This is a genomic window from Tritonibacter sp. SIMBA_163, assembly GCF_046535935.1.
GTDB classification, from domain to species: Bacteria; Pseudomonadota; Alphaproteobacteria; order Rhodobacterales; family Rhodobacteraceae; genus Epibacterium; species Epibacterium scottomollicae.
The window spans coordinates 1-234 of sequence record NZ_JAWJBP010001401.1 but is presented as its reverse complement, the minus strand read 5'-3'; the positions used below and the strand labels follow the sequence as shown (position 1 = coordinate 234).

Sequence of the window (234 nt, the reverse complement as noted above, 5' to 3'; positions counted from 1 at the left end):
GGGCGAGATCCAGCAGACATTGGACGGCCCGACCTTTGCCATGACCTCGGGCCACAGCCTGCACTACCGCGGCAACACCCCGCACGCATCGCCCAACCCGACCGACCGCACGGCCCGCATCCTCTGGACCGGGACGCTCACAGTTCTCAATCGCAAAGGCGCCCTCGAGCCACCGGAACTGTCCCACAAGCAGAACGCGTAAACCGCGACACACAGATTAGAAGTTCAATCCAA

The 234-nt window shown here is 62.8% G+C and carries 1 pseudogene; it reads left to right on the top strand.

Annotated features, from left to right (window positions below):
- Positions 1-202: pseudogene (locus R0J92_RS26905) on the top strand (XRE family transcriptional regulator); the annotation flags it as partial.
- Positions 203-234 lie beyond the last annotated feature (32 nt).